Raw genomic sequence first — 18104 nt, 5'->3', positions numbered from 1 at the left:
CCCCTGACCATCCGGCGGTAACAGGAGGGCGATCCAACAGACGGTCGACGTCACGATTCGTGGAACTACCTGTGTGGACAGAAGCCTCGGCAGGCGACAAAAGCGGCACAACCCCGCCCCCCGACAGCAGAGAGTCGCAGGGCATCGAGGAATTACAATTAGGTAACGGATGTAAAGTACGCAGGCTGCGGAGAGCCGTTCGGCTCGTCCTCTCGCCCGAACATCCAGGCGATCCCGGAGACAGCAGGACCCCACCGAGCGGCCCGAGGTCCTAGGGTTTCGGCGTGCATCTGAACGACGTGCGACGCGACTGGACCAAGCTCGGAGCTGAAGATCCGCTCTGGGCCGTACTCGTCGAGCCCGGCAAACGCGGCGGACGGTGGGACGTCGGGGAGTTCCTGGCCACCGGCCGCACCGACGTCGAGGAGACGACCGGCCAACTTCGCCAACTCGGCCTGCCCACCCGCTGGGAGCGGGTGCTCGACTTCGGCTGCGGCGTCGGGCGACTGTCGCAGGCACTCGCCCCACACGCGGACGAGGTCGTCGGTGTGGACATCGCTCCGACGATGCTGGAGACCGCCCGGCGACTGAACCAGAGCGCCGAGAACATCCGGTTCGTCCTCAACGACGCACCGGACCTGAGCCAGTTCCCCGACGGTCACTTCGACCTGGTCTACAGCGCCCTGGTGCTGCAACACCTACCGCGCCCCGCCATCGATCGCTATCTGGCCGAGTTCCTGCGCGTGTTGCGGCCAGGCGGCACCGCCGTCGTGGGATTCCCCACCGAACCGGCGCACACGGCCAGGGGCATCGTCTGGCACCTGGCGCCGGCCCGCCTGATCAGCTGGGCACAGCGTCACCTGCTCAATTACCCGGCGCCGATGAAGATGACGGTCGTACCGCACGCCGACATGGTGCGGCTCATGGCCGCACACGACGGGGAGATCGTCGGGCAGTGGCGCGATCGGCTGTACAGCGAAGACTGGGTCTGCACGCGGTACGCCGTGCGCCACGCAGGGCATCCGAGGCAGACGCCGCCTCACGACTGAGGGGTGGACCGCACCCGCGGTCCACCCCTCGAACGTGCATCGCGTCGTACCCGTCTAGCGCTGCTCGACCTCGCCGTGCGCCGGACGCTGGGTCGGCACCGTCGGGTCCTCGGACTTCCAGTTCGTCGACGCCGGCGGGATCTCGTCGGTCAGTGGACCGCCTGCGGGCTCGGTCCGGGGCTGCTCGGCGGTGTCCGCGTCGCGTACCGGCTCCTGGTCCACCCGGGTACGGGTCGGGTCGGTGCCGGGTGCCACAGCCGCGTCGGCGCGGTGCCGGGCGGCACCGTCGTCGTTCCGCATCACCAGCCACACGCCGACGACGAGGGCGATCAGACCGAGGACACCGGCGGCGATCGGGCCCCAGAAACTGATCAGGCCGATCTTGAAGCGGTTGTCCTTGACCGTCTCGACACTGCGGCTGACCGTGTCGTCGTTGTAGTTGAAGTCCGCGTCCAGCAACACCGTGGCGGTGCCGGTGTCCGGGCGCAACTCCTTCTTCTGCTGTTCCCGGACGTTCACGTAGGAGCCCGTCACCGGGTCGACCCAGAGCGTACGGGTGTTGCTGTAGACGATCTGACCGCTGGTGGCGGTGGGGGCGAACCTGCCGAGCAGCGGCTTGAGGCTCGCCTCCGGGGTGTTGAGCGCCTCGTTCTCGATGCGCTGCTCGAAGCGGTACGCCTCGATGCCCTTGATCTTTTCGGTGCCGACGAACTTCGCCGGGACGGCCCGCTTCAGGTCACGGTCGAAAACCTGGTAGTCCCGCTTGTCGGTGCCGAACGGGAACTTGTAGATCTGGCCGGAGTAGGTCACGTTCCCGACCGGAGTCTGCTCCGCGCCGCTCTCGTTGAGCCACTGCTCCTTCCACGGGGCGGCCGCGCCGGAGATCCGGTCGAGAGCCAGCTCGGTGCTGTACTGGCTGACCACATCAGGGGTGTCGGCACGCCTGACGGTCTGGTAGACGTCCCAGATCACCGCGTCGCCCTTGAGGTCCTCGGGTAGCCGGTCCCTTGTGTCGTCCGGCTGAGGAATGACCTCGACGCTGGAGACGAGGTCACCTTGCAGGACCTCGATGCTCACCGACTCGCCGACGCGAGTGATCTTCAGGAACTTGGCGTTCTTTGCCTCCGCGACGGACGTCGTTGGTTCAAGGTCATACGGGAGCTTGGTCACGGAAGGGGCCACGTAGAACGGCAGCCCAGCCGCGAAGACCAGCAACAAAACACCGAGCCCGAAGAGCGCGGCGCCCACGCGAAGCTTCACTCATCCTCCTGTAGCCTGCCGCCCTACGACCTGTTGTCCGGGGCACCCGATCCTTAACATGGCGGGAGGTTACTCCCCGGTCACCTTCAAAGCGACCCCCTGGATGTCCAGATGTCCACAGCCGCCGCGCCAACAATTCCGCAGACTTCGGTTACCGACCGACTCCCCGCACTCGACGCGCTGCGAGCAATTGGCGCCGTGGCGGTCGTCGGTCACCACATCGGGTTCCAGACCGCTGCCACCATGAACACCCCGTGGGGCGGTTGGCTGGCTCGGCTCGACGTCGGCGTTGCCATCTTCTTCGTGCTCTCCGGATTCCTGCTGTTCCGACCGTGGGCCCTGAACGCCGCGACGGGACAGGCCCGACCGCGCGCCGGGCGGTACCTCTGGCGGCGGGCGCTACGAATCCTGCCCGCCTACTGGCTGGCGGTGCTGGTCTGCCTGATCGTCCTGCCGCAGAATCGGCCGGCGTCCGTCGGTGACTGGATTCGCCATCTCACCTTCACCCAGATCTACGAGCCGGGCCAGTTGCGCTCCGGGCTCAGCCAGACCTGGAGTCTCGCCACCGAGGTCGCGTTCTACCTGATCCTGCCGCTGATCGCCGTGCTCGCTGTTGGTCGGTCGTGGCGTCCCGTCCGAACCGTCGTGATCGTCTGCGGGGGTTTGTTGGTGACCGCCGGATGGCTTGCGCTGCTGGGGATCGGCTGGCTCAGCAATGGCCTGCACACCATGTGGCTCCCCTCGTACGCGGCCTGGTTCGGCGCGGGGATGGCCCTGGCGGCGGCGCACGTCGCCCTGCGCACCGGGACCGCGCCCGCCGCCTTCCGCGTACTGGACGACCTCGCTTCGGCGCCGATTGCCTGCTGGGCAGCGGCGGTCGCCCTGATGGCGATCGCGACGACGCCCATCGCCGGACCCCGCGACCTCACCGGTCCGACAGCCGCCGAGTTCGCGGTCAAGCTGGCCCTGTACCTCGCGATCGCGACGCTGATCCTGATCCCGGTGGCCTTCGGCGGGCGGACGCGGGCCAAGGAAATCTTCGCCGCCGAGTCGGCCCGATGGCTCGGCACCGTCTCGTACGGGCTGTTCCTGTGGCACCCGCTGGTCATCGAACTCATCTACCTGATCGACGACCGACCGCTCTTCACCGGCGGACTGTTCAACACCTTCGCACTCACCATGGTCTTCGGCCTGATGTACGCCACCGTCAGCTACTACGGCGTCGAGCGGCCCCTGCAGGTGCTCGGATCGCAGCGTCGGAAGCGACCGGCCAGGCGCGGGCAGGCGTCCGGCACACCCACCGTCGACGTGGCCGCACCGGCCGTCGCGGCGCCGACGGTCACGCCGGCACCCACTGTCGGCACGTAACGCCAGTCGATCAGCGCTGCCCCATCAGGGCATTGCCGGCCGGCACCCCGGCCCCCTAGTGTGACGCGCGTCCCTAAATTACTTGAGAGTAGGGTTCGCGTGGAGCGTCGCTTCGGCATGCCCGGACACGTGCTGTTCCTCAACTGGCGAGACACCCGCAACCCCGAGGGTGGCGGTTCCGAGGTGTACGTGGAACGGATCGCCGCCGAGTTGGTGGCGCGCGGTTTCCGCGCGACCCTCTTCTGCGCCGCCCACAGCGAGGCACCCGGCGACGAGGTCAACGAGGCAGGCGTTCGGCTGGTGCGGCGCGGCGGCAGACACACCGTCTACCTCTGGGCGGCGCTCAGCTACCTGGCCGGCGCGCTGGGCGTGGGCCCGCTGTCGAGCCGTCGGGGCGGCCGGCCCGACATCCTGGTCGACGTCTGCAACGGGTTGCCGTTCCTCTCCCCGCTGTGGGCACGGCGCCCGGTGGTCAAGCTGATCCACCACGTGCATCGCGAGCAGTGGCCGGTGGTCCTTCCGAAATGGGCCGCCCGGTTCGGCTGGTGGGTCGAGTCGTCGCTGGCTGTGCGCGTCTACCGGCGGTGCCGGTACGTCACCGTCTCTGAGGCCACCCGCAGCGAGCTGGCCGTGCTGGGCGTACCGCCGGAGCAGGTCGCCGTGGTGCACAACGGCACCCCGGCGCTGCCCCGCACCGACGCCGAGCGGGCGCCGTTCCCGCTGCTCGTGACGCTGAATCGGCTGGTGCCACACAAGCGGGTCGAGGTGGCGTTGCGGGCGGTCGCGGCCCTCGCCGACGAGTTGCCCCAGCTGCGGCTGGTCGTCGCCGGCCAGGGCTGGTGGGAGTCACACCTGCGTGAACTCGCCGCGGAGCTGGACATCACCGAGCGGGTGGACTTCCGGGGCTTTGTGACGGAGGAGGAAAAAGCCGCTCTGCTCGCCTCGGCCTGGGTCGCCCTGACCCCGTCACTCAAGGAGGGCTGGGGCCTGACGATTGTCGAGGCGGGTTCCGCCGGCACGCCAACGGTTGCGTTCCGGGAAGCGGGTGGGGTCGCCGAAGCTGTCGTCGACGGGCGTACCGGCCTGCTGGCCGACGACATCGACGACTACCTGGCGAAGGTGCGCACGCTCCTGCGCGAGGACGACATGCGGCGAGAGATGGGGGCGCAGGCCCGGGAGCACGCGGCGAGCTTCACCTGGCAGGTCGCGGGTGGGCGCTTCGCGGACCTGCTGAGCGGGGTGGAGTCGCCCCGCCCAGTGCAGCAGCGGGGCGAGCCGTCCTACCTGTCGCCGTAGACCTCGGGGGCGTACGGGTCCTTCTTTCCGGCACGCTTGGCCGCTTCCGAAACACTCTTGGCCTCGTTGGCCGCCTCTTTGTCGGTGGCGGTCGCGGCGGCCGAGAGCCCGCCGAGGGCCAGGATCCCCAGCAACGCCGCCACCATGCCGGAGACGACCAGGGTCAGAGCTCTACGCATGCCAATCCTCCAATGGCGAGACGTGCGAGCGGACGTTACCACGCGGTAGGACGCCGGTGTAGTGCCGAAATGGCGGCCGCCATGACCACCAGAAGGGCAGCGCCGAGCGCCATCACGACGGCCCACGCACCACGTCCAGGGGCGTCCGATTCCGGAGGAACAGCCGGGTTTCGGTAGAGAGTGAGAAACGGTCCCTCGTGGACGACTTCGAGATCACGAAGGGTCGCCGGGTCGACCTCGCTGGGCCCCTGGTGCTGCACGACCACCCAGCGCACACCGGTGGCCGAGGCGGGCCGCCCCTCGGCCAGCACCCGGCGCACCTCGCGGAGCCGTGGGTTCTCCCCGGCCACCGCGACGTCGCCGACCCGGAGCGTGTCGTCGGTCAGCACCGTCCCCGGCAGATAGCGCGGCGCCGGATCCAGGACGATACGTCCCGGGTTCCATGGGTAGGCCCGGTAGGCGGACAGCGGCAGCGCGAGGATCTCCCCCGGCTCGCCGGCCACCCGCTCGGCCACCGCCTGCCAGTCCGCCGGATAGCTCACCGGACGAAGCCGACCGGCACCGCCGAAGGCAAGGTCCGGCATGACGGCCACCGGCAGGAGCAGCAGGCCGACCAGAACCACCCCCGCCACCTCCCGGTCGATCCTGGCCACCAACCGCTCGGCTCCCAACGCGGCACACACCACCAGCAGCAGAGCGTACGGGGCCAGGAATTTCTGGCCGTCTCGAAGCAGCCCCGCACCCGGCAGATGCACCACCGCCCAGCGCAACACGGCGGCCCCACCGGGGAGTACCCCGAGGGCAGCGAGAAGACAGGCGATCCCGGCGAGCAGCGCCAGCCGCACCGCCACACCCGGGGGCACCCGGCGCCGCAGCAGGCCGGTACCGACACCGGCCAGGACCAGCAGGAGCAGGGTCGCCAGCGGTACCAGCGGCGCAGCGCGACTGGCGGGGGTCGCCTGTGCGCTCCAGACGCCACCCGTACCCGCGAGCGCCACCAGCGGACCGGCCCAGTTCTCCGAACGCGCCGCGAACGCCGCCACCCCCGCCGGATCGGATGACCCGCCAGCGCCGGTGACCAGGGCCGCGGTCACCCAGGGGGCGTTGAGTAACGCGACGCCGCCCACCACGAGCGCCGACCGGCGAAGGCGCGTCCGGTCCGGCACCAGCAGGGCCACAGTGCCCAACGCGATCAACCCACCGGTCGGGGTGATCGCGGCGGGAGCCGCGGCGAGCACCACCCGGGCGAGCGCGCCGTCACGACCCGCCCGCAGGTCCAGCGCCGCCCGGACCAACCAGGGCAGCGCGGCGTACGCGAGCAGCAGCCCCCACTGTCCGATCAGCAACCGCTCGGCCAGGTACGGCGTCCACGCGTACGCCACCGCGGCCAGCAATCGGACCGCGAGCCGTTCCGTCGGCACCAGACGGCCGGCACCGACCGCGGCCAGGAGAACCGCTCCACCGAGCGCCACCCGCTGCACCGCCCAGCCCGGCACGAGCTGGGTGACCAGGGACATCAGTGCGTCCATCGGCACCGCCCGGGGCAGAGTCTGCGCAGGGGCGACGAGATCCCAACTCAGCGGCTGCCGGGGTACGAACACCATGTCGTACAGCAGCGCGTATCCCGGTGCCGCGAGCGGGGCCAGCACCAGCACCGTGACAGCCGCCGCAACGGCGTACAGCGGCAACGTGTCCCGCGCCCGCCGCACCGGTGGGGCCCCGACGCCGGTGGTCTGCTCAACCATTCACAGTGCCGGCACCGCGCGGCCGACGGTGATCAGTTGGGTGCACACCCGGACCCCCGAGGTGCTCACGGTGACCTCGACGGCGTCCCCAGCCCCCTCCAGCAGGAAGAACACGTCGTTCAGCCCGCGCTTCAGGGTGATTACCCGGACCGCGTCCCCGAGACGGAAGAGTGCCGTCGAGTCGCCCGAACTGACATAGCCGAAATGGACCGCGTACGGCCACTCCTCCAGGTACCCGTCCAACGGGATCCGGGCGGGTACACCACCCTCCGCCAGGTGCCCGCAGTTGGGCACCGTCCCGGGCACGACCTTCCGCCCCTGAACCACTACCGGACGGATCCGGCCGAAGTCGTCGAACATGAACGGCTTCTCGGCCTCCTCCACGAAGGTGGGCCGCCGCTCGGCCGGGCGGAAGAAGTGCGACTGGAGATTGTCTGGCCAGAAGTAGCCGGCGATGACGCGGTCCGGGACGGTGGTCTCCAGGAAGACGGTGCCCGGCGCGGCGGCGGCAAGCTCGATCTGCGTCGTCGCGAGGTAGTCCCGTCCGTACTTGGTGCTCCAGTTGTCCCCGAAACGGGCCGTGCTCCACAGCGTGCCCACCCCGATGGTGGCCAGGACGACGATTATCGAGACCAGACCGACCGCGAAGGCACCCGGCTCCCGCAGAACGGTCGGCAGCGGCCACGCGGACACGTCGTCCTCATCGGCGTCCTTCGTCCCCAACAGGGCCGCGCCGACACAGATCGCGGCGACCAGCACCACGTCGGCGACGTACCGGGGAATGATGCCCACGAACGAGCCGAGCGGCCCACCGAGGCGGGTCACGGCGAAGAGCGCGGCGACCAGCCCGAGGTAGCACGCGAGCAGCAACCAGGCCCGCCGGGCCGACGGGCGCCGCCGCGCGGTGACCACGATGAGAGCCCCCAGCACCGCCCACGACAGCCACTTGGCGATGTCGTACGGGTTCACGGCCGGCGGACCGTCACCGGCGTACGCCCAACGCCAGGGTCCGCCGAGCAGACCCGGAACGACGGTTTCGCCGACCAGGTCACCGAGGAATTTGAGGACCTGACCGACGGATGTGGGTTCGTCCAACTCGCGGGCGGGACGGGTCAGATAGAACGCCAGGTACGCCCCCGAGAGCGCACCGAGCACCAGCCACGCCGGCCAGTGCCGGCGGACCGTCGTCACCAGGCTGCGCCAGGGGCCGCCCGACGTGAAGAGGAAGACGGTCAGCAGGAACAGCAGCGGCACGATCAGCAGGGACTTGGTGTCGAAGAGCAGGCCGAACACCACCCACAGGACAACCACCACGAGGTGTCGCAGCCGACCGGTCCGCACGTACCAGACCTGGGCCGTCGCCGCCATGACCAGGGCCAACTGCATCGGCATCACGAGCAGCCCGACCAACCACAGCGAGGAGACCTCAAGCGTCAGCGGGCTGAACACGAACAGGCACAGCGGGATGAGCAGCCCCCAGCCTGGTCGGAGCAGATCGCGCAGCAACCGGTAGACGGCGAACCCGATCGCCGCCTGGCCGACCGCCAGCAGCAGCACCCAGGGCCAGGTGACAAAGCCCGCCACCCGCACCATCGCCCACGCCACCAGCAGGCCGCCGGGCATGAGGTGGTTGTTGAAGGTACGCAGGAGGAAGTCCGCGTCCAACCGGGTGTCGAGGACCTGGGCGGCGATGACGAACTCGTCCTGCGAGAACCAGCCACGGGTGGCAAGGCCGGCGCGCCAGGCGACGGACACGACGATGAGGGCGATCGCCACCGCGCGGACGCGGTCGGCACGGACCCATCGGCCGATCGGCCCCGGCCGGTCACCGTCGGACGTGACGCCTTCCGGATGCGTCTCGGCCTCAGCTTCTGGCATTGACATGGTCGGCAGCCTGCCACACGCTTACACGCCGTGGGGACGGCCGTTCTCCCGATAACGCCACCGCAGCGCCCCTGGTCGCCCGTCCGTGCCCGGTCCGGATAACGTCGCGCGACAGTAGTCGGCTGCAGGTGCGCGTCCGGCCGGTGAAGACAGGAGCCGAAATGCGTGCAGAGGTGACCGGTGGCGCCGCTCCGGTGTCCAGTCGAAGCCGGCACACGGCCCGACGGTTCCGGCACCTGGTCATCTGCATCGCGCTGACCGCCCTCGCCTTTCAGCAGGCCCCGGGCCAGGTCGTCCCCGACACCAAGATCGACCTGAGTGTCAACCCAGCCGGCTGGCTGCTCCGCTCGCTGCACCTCTGGGACCCCAACGGCACGTTCGGTCAGCTACAGAACCAGGCGTACGGATATCTCTGGCCGATGGGCCCGTTCTTCCTGCTCGGATCGGAACTTGGCATCGCGCCGTGGGTGGTCCAGCGGCTGTGGTGGGCGCTGATCTTCTGTGTCGCCTACCTGGGAGTGGTACGGCTGGCGGGCAGGCTGGGTATCGGCACGCCCGCCGGACGCATGATCGCCGGTGTCGCCTTCGCGCTGTCACCCCGCATCCTCACCCAACTCGGCTACGCCTCGGTCGAGTCCTGGCCCAGCGCCATCGCCCCCTGGGTGCTCATCCCGCTGGTGGGCCTCGCCGGCGGCACCCCGCTGCGGCGCGCCGTCGCCGGGTCGGCCGTAGCCGTCGCCTGCGCCGGCGGAGTCAACGCCACAGCCGTGGCCGCGGTGGTGCCACTCGCCCTGCTCTGGCTCGCCACCCTCCAGCCCGTACGCCGCCGCGTCACCGCCATCGCCGCGTGGTGTGGCGCGGTGGCGCTGGCCACGGCGTGGTGGTTGGTTCCGCTGCTCGTTCTGGGCCGGTACAGCCCACCCTTCCTGGACTACATCGAGACCGCCCGGAACACGACCAGCGTCACCGACGCGGTGACGACCCTCCGCGGCGCCTCCTACTGGCTCGCCTACCTCGCCACCCCGTTCGGGCCGATCCTTCCGGCCGGCGCACGACTCGCCAACGAGGCGCTACTGGTCGCCGCCACCCTGGTGGTCGCCGCCCTCGGTGTCCTCGGGCTGTCCCGACGCGGGATGCCGCACCGCCGGTTCCTCATCACCGGTCTGGTGCTGGGCGCCGCGCTCGTCGGTCTCGGGCACGTCGGTGACCTGCCGAACATCCTCGCCGGCCCGCAGCGGGAGTTCCTCGACGGCGTCGGTGCCCCCCTGCGTAACGTGCACAAGTTCGACGTTCTGCTCCGCCTGCCCCTGGCCCTGGGTATGGCGCACCTGATCGGCCTGGCCATCCGCGCGGCACGCACCGCGCCCGAGCAGCACCGCCCACGAACTGTCGCACGCGCCTGGCTCACAGCCGGTGTGGCCATGGTCGCCGTCACGGCGGTTGCCACGCCCGCGCTCGCCGGCGGTCTCGCCACGCCAGGCGGCGTCAAGGCGGTGCCCGGCTACTGGCACGAGGCCACCGACTGGCTCGACGCGAACACCGGGCGCGGGCGGGTACTCGTCGTACCCGGGGCGCGCTTCCCCTCGTACGACTGGGGCAACACCACCGATGAGATCGCCCAGCCGCTGCTGAACAGCCGGTGGGCGGTACGCAACTCCATCCCCTTCACCCCACCGACCACGATCCGGCTGCTGGACGCGATCGAGTCGACACTCGCCACCGGCGCCGGGTCGGCGGGCCTGGCCGACCTGCTCGCCCGGTCCGGGATCAGCCACGTCCTGTTCCGCGCCGACCTGGACCACGGCCGCTCGGACACGGCCCGCCCGGCTGTGGTCCGCCAGGCACTGGACCGCTCACCCGGATTGACCCGCGTCACCTCCTTCGGCCCCCTGCGCGGCGGGCCCTCGTCCCCGGACGAGTTCCGCGACCAGGGGCTCGACGTGCCCGTGCGAGCGTTGGAGGTCTACCGGGTCGACCGGCCGGTCGAGCCGGTTGTCGCGTACGACCGTGACGCCATGACCACAGTTGTGGGCGGCCCCGAGTCGCTCCTCGACCTCGCCGCGGCAGGGCAGCTCGGCACGGCGCCGACGGTCCTGGCCGGCGATGCGACGGCGGCCGGCATCGCCGGGCCGGTCGCGATGACCGACGGGCTGCGCAGGCGCGACGTGTCGTTCGGCCGCTCGCGCGACAACGCCTCACAGACTCTCACCGCCGACGACACCTTCGAGGTGACAGCGCCCGCCCACGACTACCTGCCCGAGTGGGGGGCGCAGCAGTCCACCGTCGCCCGTTTCGAGGGCATCAGCGCGATCCGCGCGTCGACCGCCCGCTCGCAGGTGGACTCCCCCGGCGGTGCCCGCCCCGAGCACCAGCCGTACGCGGCGATGGATGGCAATCCGGAAACGTCCTGGCAGTCCGCGCCGTACTCGCCCAGCGACCGTCAGTGGGTCGAGGTGGGCCTCGCCAACCCGACCCGGGTCACCCGGGTCGAGGTCTGGTTCGACCTGAAGGCCGACGCCCTGCCCACGACGGTGACCGTCGCCGCCGGGTACGAGAGCCGCACCGTCGAACAGTTCAGCGATCACATGGTCTTCGAGCTGCCCGGCGTCCACGCCACCCGCACGGTCAAGATCTCGATCGACGACGCGTACGACCTCCGCTCGTTCGGCAACGGGTCGGTCGGCCTCGCCGAGATCACGATTCCCGGCGTCCAGACGAGCCGGACCCTTGTCCTTCCCGCCGCACCGGCCACCGACCGGCCGGCGACCGTCGTCGTGTCGGCGCCGCCCACCACCCCGGCCTGCTTCACCGTCGACGGCCACCCCCACTGTTCCACCGACGCCGTCCGCGGTTCCGAGGACGCCTCCAGCATCGACCGGACCCTCACCCTGCCCGCCGCCGGGGCTTACGAGGCCAAGCTGTGGGCGCGGCCGACGGCCGGCCCGGACCTGGACAACACTCTCGACAAGCTGGTGGCCGACGCACAGCCACTGCGCCTCGCGGCGCAGGTCAGCGCCTCCTCGACGGCCGTTCCCGACCCGACAGGTCGGGCCGGCGCGGCACTCGACGGGGACCCGACCACCAGTTGGTCACCGGCGGTCAGCGACGAGGCACCGATCCTGCGCCTCAAGTGGCTCAAGCCGCAGACCATCACCGGACTCCGGTTCTCCGTGGACGACGAGGCGGCCGCCACCCGCCTCGGCAGTGTGCGGGTGGTCGGTGACGACGGTTTCCGAAGCAGCCTGCTCGGCGACGACGGGCTCCTTCGCCTGGACCCGCCGATGCGGACCGACGAGATCACCATCCAGTTCCTCGACAAGCCGGCCGCCACCAGCACGGACCCGTACAAGCTGCGGTTGCCGGAGAAGCTGCCCGTCGCGGTCGGCGAGGTGACAGTGCTGCCCGGAGCGTCAACGGTCAAACCGCGCCCCGACGCACCAGTGACGCTGGCCTGCGGGTCGGGTCCGACGCTGCGGATCGGCGCGTCCCGGGTGACCACCACGCTCCGCGGGACACTCCGCGACCTGCTGGAACTGCGCGAGATGGCGGTGACACCGTGCGGGCGGGACACGCCCCGACAGCTCGACCTGGGCCGCGGGGAGCACCGCATCGTGACCACACCGAGCAAGCTCGCCTCGCCCACTCGGGTCGCCCTGGTGCCGCGTACGCCCACGCCGACCCCTGCGGCGGTCGCCAGCGCCATCGAGGTCGGCTCCTGGACGGCCACCGAGCGGCGGGTACGGGTGGCCGACCACCCCGTCGACCGCGTACTCGCCGTTCGGGAGAACACCAACACCGGCTGGGAGGCGACCATCGGCGGGCGGACGCTGAAGCCGCTGGTGGTGGACGGATGGCAGCAGGGCTGGATTCTTCCCGCTGGCACCTCCGGGGAGGTGGTACTCCGCTTCGCCCCGGACACGACGTACCGGGCGGGCCTTCTGCTCGGCGGCGTCCTGCTGGCGGCGGTGGTCCTCCTCGCGGTGCTGCCCGCCCGCCAGCCCACCGGGCGAACCTCGACGAGCGCCCTACCGCGTGGCAGACGCCGGGTCACCCGCTCACTGCCACTGCTGGCGGTCGGGGCCGGCGCGTTGGTGCTGTGGAGCGGCCTCATCGGCGGCCTGCTGGTCGCCGCCGGATTCATGCTGGCGGTGCCCGGGCCACGCCGCCTGCCCTGGTCGGCTGACCCACGTCGGGCCAGGACGATCAGCCGGGCCGTGGAGACCTGGCTGCCGGGAGCGCTCCTGGTGCTCGCCGGGTGGCTCTACCTGAATTCGACGCAACGCGACACCGACGCCCTGCTGCAACTCACGACCGTCGTCGCCCTGGGTGCTCTCTGGCTCTCCACCGCCGCCCGCCGACGACCCGTACGCCGGACCACGCCGACCGCCGTGACCTCGGCCGTTGCGGCGACTGCGCTGGTCGCGGAGGAGTCGAAACCGGACGCGGCGAAGCCCGACCAGACCGAGCCCGACCAGACCGAGCCCGACGCGGCCGAGCCCGACCCGGCGACCGGCCCGGACCAGGCGACCGGCCCGGCCGACGGGCAGCGTCCGACCTTCTCGGAGATCACGTGAGCCTTCGGCGACCCGTCCGTCCGAAGGCGACAGAGCGGACGGCGGAGACGGAGGAGCCGGGCCGACGGAACAACGGTCTCGGTGCGGCCGGGATCAGCGTCACGGTGGCCGGCGTACTCGTCAACGGCCTGGCGTACGTGGTGCCGGTGCTGGCCGCCCGGCGGCTCGACCCGGCCGACCTCAGCGCGCTCGCCGCCGCCCTCGGTCTGGTGGCCATCGCCGGTGTGCCCGGGCTCGGTCTGCAACTGGCCGTCGCCGTGCACCACGCCCGACACGGGTCCTCCGACACTCGACGGCTCACCGCGATCACCGCTGCCGTCTGCGCGGGGGCCCTCATCGCGGCGACGCCACTGCTGGTCACCGCCCTGGACCTCCCGGTCGAGATGCCCGCACTGCTGGCGGTCAGCACAGCGGCGATCGTGCTCTCCTCCCGGTCCCTCGGCGAGTTGCAGGGTGGCCAGCGCTTCGTACGACTCGCCATCGGGATGGCAGTGCTCGCCGCCGGCCGCTACGGCGGCGTGATCGCCGGACTGCTGCTCGGCGCGGGACCGACCGGCGCGCTGGCGGCCGGCGCGCTGACCGCCGCGCTCGCCCCGCCGGTGCTGGCCCGACTCGCCCGCGAGCCCGGACGACAGTCCGACGTCCCACGGCTGGCCGTCGCTCAGATTGTCGCCGGCTGCGGTGCGACGCTGGCGATGCTCGTCGTCTCCTACGCCGATCTGCTGCTGGCCCGGCAACTGCTGCCCCCGTCGGATGCCGGGGCGTACTCGGTCGGCACCGTGCTGAGCAAGGGCGCGCTCTGGGCGCCGCAGGTCGCCGCCGTCCTCGCCCTACCGCGGCTGGCTCGCGGTGACCGGCGCAGCCGAACGGTTGCGCTCGCGGTGACCGGCGGATGCGGCCTGGTCCTGGTGCTCGCCTCGGCGCTCGCCGGAGGGCTCGCCTTCCGCCTCGCCGGTGGGCCCGACTACGACCACCTCGGCCGGTACGCGCCCCTCTTCGCGGCGGTCGGCGCCCTCTACGCGGTGACGTTCGTGCTGCTCAACGACCGGCTCGCGGCCGGCACGCGGTGGGCGGCGACGCCGTTGTGGGTGGGCATTGCCGGCCTGGTGGCCGTCACCGCGACGCTGCGGCCGCACACCGTCCCCGGTCTCCTTCTCGCCGCCCTGGGCACGGCTGTCGTCGTCACCGCCATCATGGCGGTGGCGGCCCGTCGGCCAGCCCGGGCACCGGTGGGCGAGCCCGACTAACCCTCCGCGAGCCAGTCCGCCAGGAGGCGGTGGTCGATCGCGTCCACCCGACCGAGCTGACGACCCGAGGCCACCCGGTCCCGCAGCTCCGCCCGCGTGAACCAGCGCGCCTCCAGCAGTTCCTCGCCGTCGACGCGTACCTCGTCGGACGTGGCGGTGGCCCGGAAGCCCACCATCAGGCCGGCGGGGAACGGCCACGCCTGCGACCCCTGGTAGGTCACGTCGGTGACGGTCACGCCCGCCTCCTCGGCCATCTCCCGACGGACCGCGTCCTCCAGGCTCTCGCCGACCTCGACGAAACCGGCGAGCGTCGAGTACGCGTCCTCGGCCGCGCCCGCGTGCCGGGCCAGCAGACACCGCCCGGGCGGACCGGGTGCCTCGACCAACACGATGATCGCCGGCTCGATCCGGGGAAACAGCAGACGCCCGCACTCCGCGCCGGTGCAGGTCCGCAGGTGCCCGCCGCCGCCGGTGACGGCCGCCGCGCCGCACGTCCCGCAGAATCGCTGCTGCCGGTGCCAGTGCAACAAACCCCTGGCGTACGCCTGGACGGCCGCGTGACCGGGTTCGAGTCGCCCGACCAGGGCCCGCACGTCGACGGACCGCACCGCACCGGCCAGTTCGACGGCGGACCGCTCGGGCAGGTCGGAGAGGTCTGCGGCGAACACGGCGGTCTCCGCGTCCAGCCCCAGGAAGACGGTCTCGGCGGCGGCGGATCGGACCAGCGCCGCGCGCTCCGCGCTGAGCCGAACCGGCCCGTCGCCGTCGACGAGACAGCGGTCCCGCCATATGGCCAGCAGCACCGTGGTCGGCTCGGCGAACAGCTCGCTCAACCGCGTCGGATCGGTGCGCAACGGGCCTGCCCGGTCCAGCCAGCCGCCCCCGTACGCCAACACCCGCTCCGCAGTGCCCACCCGGTCACCGTGCCACGTCGGTGATCCGCCCCCGGCACCGCCCCCGGCACCGCCCCCGGCTCGGTGCGACACGCCGTACGACACGCGGTGGCAGCGCCTGGTGGGCGCAGCCACGAGGACGGCTGGGCATTCGTTACCGTAGGTGGCTCCGGGAGGGAAGGACCTCCCGCGGCACCCTGGCGATCGAGGTTGCAGTGACGCTGTACGGCGAAAACAGTCCACCTGTCGACGACCGGCCCACCGTGCAGGTCACCGCCGTCACCTGGCCGGACGATGGACCTGAGCCGGTCACGACAGCCGCTCCCGGCGAACCCGACAACGGCCCGCGCCGGTCACGCCGGGTGCGGATGCTGCTCGCCGCCGGCATCACCGGTGGTGTCCTCGCCGCCGTGGCGGGCGCCGGCGCCTGGGCGTACGCCGGTGACGTTCCCCGTGGCACCAGCGTGCTCGGCACCGAACTGGGCGGCCGGAGCCGCGCGGACGCCGACCGGGAGTTGCGGGCGGAGCTGGACCGGCGGGCGGCGACGCTGGCCACACCGCTGAAGGTGACCGTCGACGGGCGTACCGCCGAGATCAAACCGGCCGACGTGGGGCTGGCCGTCGACGTGCCGGCGACCGTCGCGGCGGCGGCCGAGGCCGACGCGCACCCGGTCAGCCGGCTGGTCGGCTCCCGCACCGTCGAGCCGGTGGTGACGGTCGACGTGGGCCGGTTGGACGACGCGCTCCGCAAGGTGCTCGGCGACCAGGCCCAGGGGATGACGATGCCGGCGATCACCTATCAGGGCACCACCCCGAAGGTGGTGCAGCCCAAGCCCGGGCTGGCCTTGAACCCGGAACGCTCCGCCGAGGTGGTCCGCGCCGGCTGGCTGGCCGGCGAGCCGGTCACCGTGCCCCTGGTGGAGACCCACCCGGCCACCACCCCGGAGGAGTTGGATCGGCTGGTCAACGAGCTTGCGAAGCCTGCGGTGGCCGCACCGGTCACCCTGCGCACCAGCAAGGGCTCGGTGACGGTCCCGCCCGCCGCCATCGCGAAGAGCCTGCGGTTCAACGCCGACAAGACCGGCAAGCTGACCCCCACGGTGGACGTCAAGCGCCTGCGCACCGCGCTCGGCGAGAAGTTGGCCGCCATCGAGGTGCCGCCGAAGGACGCCACGATGACGATTGCCGGTGGCCGGCCCACCGTGAAGGACGGACAGTCCGGGCAGCAGCTGGACACAGCGGCGCTCAGTCGGGACCTGCTCGCCGTGCTGCCAAAGGCAGACGGTCGCGAGGTGACCGGAGAGCTGAAGCCGACGCCGCCGCAGCTGACCGCGGAGAAGCTCGCCGGCCTGGGCATCAAGGAGCGGGTCTCCACCTTCACCACCCGGTTCACCGGCGGCATGGCCTCGTCGCGCAGCCAGAACATCGCCACGATCGCGAAGAAGGTGGACGGCACCGTCGTGCTGCCCGGGAAGACGTTCTCGCTCAACGGTCACACCGGGGAACGCGGCTACGCGCAGGGCTACCGGGACGCACCGGTCATCCTCGACGGCAAGTTGGTGCCGGGGGTCGGTGGTGGCACCTCGCAGTTCACCACCACGCTGTTCAACGCGACCTACTACGCCGGCTTGGAGGACGTCGAGCACAAGCCGCACTCGTACTGGTTCGACAGGTACCCGGCGGTCATCGAGTCGACCATCTTCTGGCCCAACCTGGACTTCAAGTTCCGCAACAACACCGAGTACGGCGTCCTCATCGACACGTCGTACACGTCCAGCTCGGTCACCGTGTCGATCTGGAGCACGAAGATCTACGACAGTGTGAAGACGGAGTACGGCCCGCGCCGCAACATCACGACGCCGAAGCAGATCCACCTGACCCCCGGGCCCTCGTGCATCGAGACCAACGGCATCAACGGCTTCACCCAGGACGCCTTCCGGGTCATCAAGAAGGGCGGCGTGGTGGTCAAGCGGGAGAAGTTCACCTGGCGCTACGACGCGGAACCCCGTTACGTCTGCGGCCCGAAGACGTCCTGAGGTCCACTCCAGGTCGGCCTTTTTCCTGAAGTCACAGGTGTGGGTCAGCTCGGCGGCGTTGCCGCCGGGCCCCCATCGCGCCTCCCACCCTGTGGCGGCATCGGCACCGTGCGGCTCTCCTGCACCCGGATCTCGGCCCGGAAGCGGTGCGCCGCCGGGTGCCACATCTCCTCGAACGGGCCCATGACCTCGCCCCCAATGCCACGACGACGGACCCGGGATGCGAGCCACCACAGGGTGCTCAGGACCGCGGCCACGCAGCCCGCGAACACCACGAATATCAGGACCTCGTCCACAGACCGAGCCTATCCGTGGGCACCCGGCCCAGGGGCGGACGCAAGATCGCGCAATATCCTGGTTGTCGTGGTGCCCGCACACAACCAAAGCCACTACATCCTGGATCGAGCGCGACCTTGACGCTCAAGGACGGTCCACCCGTTCCCGTTGGCGGCTGAGACGCAGAAAAGGCCACCCCGTGAGGGGTGGCCTTTTCTGAAAGATTGTCCGGCGGCGTCCTACTCTCCCACACCCTCACGAGTGCAGTACCATCGGCGCTGGAGGGCTTAGCTTCCG

Annotated in this window: 12 protein-coding genes and 1 rRNA gene; 6 read left to right on the top strand and 7 right to left on the bottom strand. The window is 71.1% G+C overall.

Annotated elements, in window-relative coordinates; genetic code table 11:
* Positions 1-284: 284 nt before the first annotated feature.
* Positions 285-1049 (top strand): class I SAM-dependent methyltransferase, encoded by a 765-nt coding sequence (locus tag ACX27O_RS22075; protein WP_051708130.1) that lies wholly within the window; start codon positions 285-287, stop codon positions 1047-1049.
* Between the two features lie 54 nt (positions 1050-1103).
* Here ACX27O_RS22075 and ACX27O_RS22070 read toward each other — a convergent pair whose 3' ends face one another.
* Positions 1104-2309 (bottom strand): PorA family protein, encoded by a 1206-nt coding sequence (locus ACX27O_RS22070; RefSeq protein ID WP_358127988.1) that lies wholly within the window; start codon positions 2307-2309, stop codon positions 1104-1106.
* A gap of 111 nt (positions 2310-2420) precedes the next feature.
* Here ACX27O_RS22070 and ACX27O_RS22065 point away from each other — a divergent pair, with 111 nt between their 5' ends.
* Together ACX27O_RS22065 and ACX27O_RS22060 are read left to right on the top strand one after the other, a co-directional pair.
* Entirely contained in the window at positions 2421-3677 is a 1257-nt protein-coding gene (locus tag ACX27O_RS22065) for an acyltransferase family protein (protein ID WP_081883664.1), read from the top strand.
* 117 nt (positions 3678-3794) lie between these two features.
* On the top strand, positions 3795-4973 hold the full coding sequence (locus ACX27O_RS22060) for a glycosyltransferase family 4 protein (RefSeq protein WP_156057253.1): 1179 nt from the start codon (positions 3795-3797) through the stop codon (positions 4971-4973).
* Here ACX27O_RS22060 and ACX27O_RS22055 read toward each other — a convergent pair.
* From ACX27O_RS22055 to ACX27O_RS22045, 3 genes are read right to left on the bottom strand one after another with little or no spacing between them, the layout of a single operon-like run.
* Positions 4958-5152 (bottom strand): hypothetical protein, encoded by a 195-nt coding sequence (locus tag ACX27O_RS22055; protein WP_030328187.1) that lies wholly within the window; start codon positions 5150-5152, stop codon positions 4958-4960. The genes ACX27O_RS22060 and ACX27O_RS22055 overlap by 16 nt on opposite strands.
* Before the next feature lie 35 nt (positions 5153-5187).
* The gene (locus ACX27O_RS22050) at positions 5188-6897 is read right to left on the bottom strand and encodes a hypothetical protein (RefSeq protein ID WP_458940019.1); all 1710 of its coding nucleotides are present in this window, start codon (positions 6895-6897) and stop codon (positions 5188-5190) included.
* The gene (locus ACX27O_RS22045; RefSeq protein ID WP_374224220.1) at positions 6898-8775 is read right to left on the bottom strand and encodes a hypothetical protein; all 1878 of its coding nucleotides are present in this window, start codon (positions 8773-8775) and stop codon (positions 6898-6900) included.
* Positions 8776-8942: 167 nt separating this feature from the next.
* Here ACX27O_RS22045 and ACX27O_RS22040 point away from each other — a divergent pair, with 167 nt between their 5' ends.
* Positions 8943-13355, top strand: a complete 4413-nt coding sequence (locus tag ACX27O_RS22040; protein ID WP_458940018.1) for an alpha-(1->3)-arabinofuranosyltransferase — start codon at positions 8943-8945, stop codon at positions 13353-13355.
* A complete protein-coding gene (locus tag ACX27O_RS22035; RefSeq protein WP_374224216.1) occupies positions 13352-14602 on the top strand; it encodes a lipopolysaccharide biosynthesis protein in 1251 nt (416 codons plus the stop codon). The genes ACX27O_RS22040 and ACX27O_RS22035 overlap by 4 nt, the downstream gene beginning before the upstream one ends.
* On the opposite strand, the gene nudC is transcribed toward ACX27O_RS22035, so the two are convergent.
* Entirely contained in the window at positions 14599-15516 is a 918-nt protein-coding gene (nudC, locus tag ACX27O_RS22030; RefSeq protein ID WP_210864915.1) for an NAD(+) diphosphatase, read from the bottom strand. The two genes, ACX27O_RS22035 and nudC, sit on opposite strands and share 4 nt — an antisense overlap.
* Before the next feature lie 194 nt (positions 15517-15710).
* On the opposite strand from nudC, the gene ACX27O_RS22025 reads away from it, so the two are divergent.
* On the top strand, positions 15711-17531 hold the full coding sequence (locus ACX27O_RS22025; protein ID WP_458940017.1) for a VanW family protein: 1821 nt from the start codon (positions 15711-15713) through the stop codon (positions 17529-17531).
* Positions 17532-17575: 44 nt separating this feature from the next.
* On the opposite strand, the gene ACX27O_RS22020 is transcribed toward ACX27O_RS22025, so the two are convergent.
* Both ACX27O_RS22020 and rrf read right to left on the bottom strand, forming a co-directional pair.
* The gene (locus ACX27O_RS22020) at positions 17576-17827 is read right to left on the bottom strand and encodes a hypothetical protein (RefSeq protein WP_051708133.1); all 252 of its coding nucleotides are present in this window, start codon (positions 17825-17827) and stop codon (positions 17576-17578) included.
* Between the two features lie 206 nt (positions 17828-18033).
* Positions 18034-18104 (bottom strand): 5S ribosomal RNA (gene rrf, locus ACX27O_RS22015); the annotation flags it as partial.

The organism is Micromonospora sp. SD19 (assembly GCF_054462275.1).
Note: the sequence above shows the minus strand (reverse complement) of the source record. Positions and strands in the feature narration are given on the sequence as shown.